The organism is Caballeronia sordidicola, assembly GCF_002220365.1.
GTDB classification, from domain to species: Bacteria; Pseudomonadota; Gammaproteobacteria; order Burkholderiales; family Burkholderiaceae; genus Caballeronia; species Caballeronia sordidicola_C.
Genome location: NZ_MTHB01000157.1, coordinates 1 through 3,384 on the forward strand (window position 1 = coordinate 1; position 3,384 = coordinate 3,384).

Below are 3,384 nucleotides of genomic sequence, written 5' to 3' on the forward strand. Positions count from 1 at the left end.
CGCATTGCCTGTCAGACCCCATATTTTGAAATTCGTTTACTCGTCACACTTAGCGAACCTTCAACCCCATTTTTGCGAAATATTCGTCAGTCAAAGAGTATTCGTCCTGCTGGTACTCGACGCCTAATACAGGGTGCTGATTGACCGTCCGGTGATAGGTCTTGCTACTCGAAACGCTGAGGCATATAACCGGTGGCTTGGTGAAATTATCTCGGTAAGCGCTGGAACTCACAAAGCACTTGAACAGATTTCCATGCAGATCCCCAAAATTATCCGGCGTGCTGAATCCGGGATGTTCCTTGTTGTGCTCCTGCAATACCACATTGAAGTCATAATCTCGCACATACGAGGAAAAGTTGTTTCCCACCATGCCTTCAATGCGTTTGTCGATTTTTCGATCAACAATATTCGTCTTCAATATTTCGATCAAGGGGAGCGCGTGACCACCGCCTTCCCCCTCGAATTTCATCTCTACGGAAATTATGTCAAGTTTGACAGCGTAACGATTGCCTTCAGGATTATCCCAATGCGCCAACGCATTGAAACGATCGTCAATCATCCTGAAGGTATTGCGCAAGTTCTCCTGGCGACTCTCTCCTCTAGCCAGGTTCGCGAAGTTGGTCGTGATGCGCGTATTTTCTGAAGGGTGATAGTCCTCATCGAAACGGATGCTTTTAATAGCAAATGTGAATTCTTTACTCATTGTGATCTCGCACCCTGATGTCTGAAATGAAAACTGCGTTTGTTCCTTGCTTTTCAATGCTCCCCGCTTTTCATCTCTGATCTTTTACTCGGCAGTCTCGTTGGCATCGACATTCAGGCAACCATTAGTCATGCTCATGGCGCGGTGTACGTGCTATTTCGCGTAGGGACCATGTGCCGTGTTGCGATCAGAAAAAAAGTGACTGAAAGCGATGATATAGTCTCCATAGCATGAATAAAAATGGATTTATTTCATGCAAACATTAAAATTATTCATGGAGTGGGCGATGCTGGATCGCAGTCATCTGATGGTCGTGCGGGAAGTGGAGCGGCAGGGCTCGCTCACGGCCGCCGCCGATACGCTCAATCTCACGCAGTCGGCGCTAAGCCACGCGGTGAAGAAGCTCGAGCAGCAGCTTGGTACGCCGGTGTGGACGCGCGAGGGACGTTCCATGCGGCTCACGCAGGCCGGACAGTACCTGCTGAGCCTCGCCAACCGGATGCTGCCGCAATTCGAACGCGCCGAAGAGCGGATGAAGCAGTACGCGCAGGGCGAGCGCGGCACGTTGCGCATCGGCATGGAATGCGCGCCGTGCTATCAATGGCTGCTGAAAGTGGTATCGCCGTATCTCGCACGCTGGCCGGATGTCGACGTCGACGTGAAGCAGCGCTTCCAGTTCGGCGGAATCGGCGCGTTGATCGGCTATGAAATCGACGTGCTCGTCACGCCCGACCCGCTGAAGAAGTCCGAGCTGCATTTTCAGCCGGTGTTCGATTACGAGCAGGTGCTGGTGGTCGGCGATAACCACACGCTGGCCGCAAAAGCGTATGTCACGCCGGAGCAGTTGGCGCATGAGGTGCTGATTACGTATCCCGTCGGAACGGACCGGCTCGATATATACACGCAGTTCCTCACGCCCGCGAACATTATGCCGAAGCGCCACAAGGTGATCGAGACAACCGACATCATGCTGCAGATGGTGGCGAGCGGCCGTGGCGTGGCGGCGTTACCTCGCTGGCTCGCGGAAGAGTACGCGCAATGGATGCCGCTCACGCCCGTGAAACTTGGAAGGAAAGGTATTGCGAAGCAGATTTTCCTCGGCACGCGCAAGACTGATGACGACATCGATTATCTTGCGGCGTTTGTGAAGGCTGCGCGGGAGTGGAAATGGGCGGACGCGAAGATGCGAGACTAATCTTGCATTGGGACGTGAACAAAGCTCATCGCAAGATGAAAAGATGCCATTTCATCTTGCACGGCTTAGCCTCTAGCATTTTTGCCGGAGAGCTTTATCCCTTTGAACGCTGATAGCCACGGTCACGCCGCCAGGTCCGGCCGTTCATGTGCCGAAAGCGAACGTCATGGCTGAGAGTCTCGATTGGCCGTAACGGGGCGAACGCGGAAATTCGGAGCTGGGCTGGGGAGGTTCATCGTCGACCGACGACGAACTTCTGCAGCCGGCCAGGTTGAGACGTTCGACAGCACCGGATAGATGGTTGACAATCGGCGCGTAGGTGCCCCGATATTAGCGGGCGCAATAAACAGGACTCTGTCGCATGGACAAGAATGTAGATGAGTTAATCGCTGAGTTGGCCGAGCGAGGTGTACATCTACCGAAAGGTAACGTCGGAATCGGCGGTTTCGGAGATTCAGAGGCGCTTTCAGAATCGCTGATCACCCTCATTCTGACTGGCGTAAAGCGCGGTACTTGCAGCTTGGTTTGGTCTTGGGGTTTCGACGGTGCGACACTTCCTGAGGTCGGGGATATGGAGATCGTGCTTGACTGGCATGGTCGGCCAACGTTTGTTCGACGAGCCACGGAGGTGGAAATCGTGCCGTTTGACGCTGTGACCGCCGATTTCGCAGCTAGCGAAGGCGAAGGTGACCACTCGTTATCGCATTGGCAAACAGAGCACTGGAGATTCTTCACCGACGAGTGCAAGCGAATTGGCAGGACGGTTGATAAATCGATGCCTCTCGTGTGCGAGAGATTCGAGGTCCTTTACACTTTCGCTTGAATACGCGACCCGAACGACCGCTGCCCTCGGTTCAAGCATCAAGCCCGGGACGCGTGCCGCCACTCGAAGCATGTCCGCTTATGCCTGCAGGGCCCTCACCAGCCAACAGGAGACGTTCGACAGAGCCTTTAGATCGTCAACAATGCAATCTCTATCTGGAAGCAACCTATTGTTATGCGGCTCGAAACCACCGATGGTGTCGTCGACTCACTGAAGTGTCGATCAGGATCAGCGTATGCCACGCTCCGAACGTCTCCTTAATCTCTTGCAAGTGTTACGGGGTTATGGACGCCCCGTAAGTGGTCAAGCTAAAGTGGCCCCCGCTTTTGAGACAACGGTTTAAGCTGTGGTCTGAAAGTGGATGAAGGCGAATGGTGGAAAGCAAAAAGAGGAAGATTCACGGCGCAGAGTTCAAGGCGAAGGTGGGCTTGGAAGCGGTGCGCGGCGTGAAGACGATCAACGAGATAGCGCAGCTGTATGACGTGCATCCAGTGATGGTTGGGCAATGGAAGAAGGAAATTCTCGCTAACGCCGGCGCGTTGTTTGAGAACAAGCGCGGTCCAAAACCGGAGGCGGCACGAGACGGCGAAGATCGTTTGTATGGCGAGATCGGGCGGCTAAAGATGGAGCTGGACTGGCTTAAAAAAAAGTCCGGCTTGTAAG

2 protein-coding genes and 2 pseudogenes are annotated in these 3,384 nt (G+C 53.8%); 3 read left to right on the forward strand and 1 reads right to left on the reverse strand.

Translation table 11 applies throughout. From position 1 onward, the window contains the following. Window positions 1-52: 52 nt before the first annotated feature. Window positions 53-703 (reverse strand): annotated as a pseudogene (locus tag BSU04_RS22830) (putative oxygenase MesX); the annotation flags it as partial. A gap of 286 nt (window positions 704-989) precedes the next feature. On the opposite strand from BSU04_RS22830, the gene BSU04_RS22835 reads away from it, so the two are divergent. The 3 genes and pseudogenes from BSU04_RS22835 to BSU04_RS22845 all read left to right on the forward strand — a co-directional run. Continuing rightward, window positions 990-1,898, forward strand: a complete 909-nt coding sequence (locus BSU04_RS22835) for a LysR family transcriptional regulator (protein WP_089162709.1) — start codon at window positions 990-992, stop codon at window positions 1,896-1,898. Between the two features lie 361 nt (window positions 1,899-2,259). Further along, entirely contained in the window at window positions 2,260-2,721 is a 462-nt protein-coding gene (locus BSU04_RS22840; protein WP_089162710.1) for an ASCH domain-containing protein, read from the forward strand. Between the two features lie 371 nt (window positions 2,722-3,092). Then, a pseudogene (locus tag BSU04_RS22845) lies at window positions 3,093-3,377 on the forward strand (transposase); the annotation flags it as partial. Window positions 3,378-3,384 lie beyond the last annotated feature (7 nt).

Bases quoted from the DNA above. Each gene is read 5' to 3' on its own strand.
- BSU04_RS22835 (WP_089162709.1), top strand. From the start codon at position 990: ATGCTGGATCGCAGTCATCTGATGGTCGTGCGGGAAGTGGAGCGGCAG.
- BSU04_RS22840 (WP_089162710.1), top strand. From the start codon at position 2,260: ATGGACAAGAATGTAGATGAGTTAATCGCTGAGTTGGCCGAGCGAGGT.